The following is a 425-nucleotide window of genomic DNA, read 5'->3' on the forward strand; positions in this document are numbered from 1 at the left end:
CTGCTCCAGCTCCAGGACTTCTGCCACCGTCAAACCGTTGTACTGCGGATGTACAAGTTCGGCCCAGAGCGTACGACAGCGTTGGCCGAGCCAGACGTTCAGCTCCTCGAAGGTATGGAACATGCAGTTTTGAGCATCGAGCCAGATTCGTCTCCGGCTGTCCTGCACGTTCTTTTCGACGATGCCTTTCTCCCAGCCAGAGGCCACGTTGCAGAAGTCCGGATCGAACAGATAGTGCGCGCACATCACGGAAAACCGGGCGTTGACCGTGCGGCCTTTGCCTTTGTTGACCTTGTCGACAGCCGTTTTCATGTTGTCGTAGATGCCGCGACGTGGCACGCCACCCAACGCTCCAAACGAACGGGTATGGGCATCAAACAGCATCTCGTGGCCTTGGCTGGGGTACGCAACCAACCAGAATGCGC

Annotated in this window: 1 protein-coding gene; it reads right to left on the reverse strand. The window is 57.6% G+C overall.

All coding sequences use genetic code 11. From position 1 onward, the window contains the following. Positions 1-425 (reverse strand): IS21 family transposase (gene istA / locus QMX98_RS34880; protein ID WP_282412099.1); only part of this gene is annotated, 425 nt, incomplete at both ends.

It is taken from the genome of Pseudomonas sp. PS02303, assembly GCF_029959925.1.
In the GTDB taxonomy this organism is placed as follows: Bacteria; Pseudomonadota; Gammaproteobacteria; order Pseudomonadales; family Pseudomonadaceae; genus Aquipseudomonas; species Aquipseudomonas mandelii.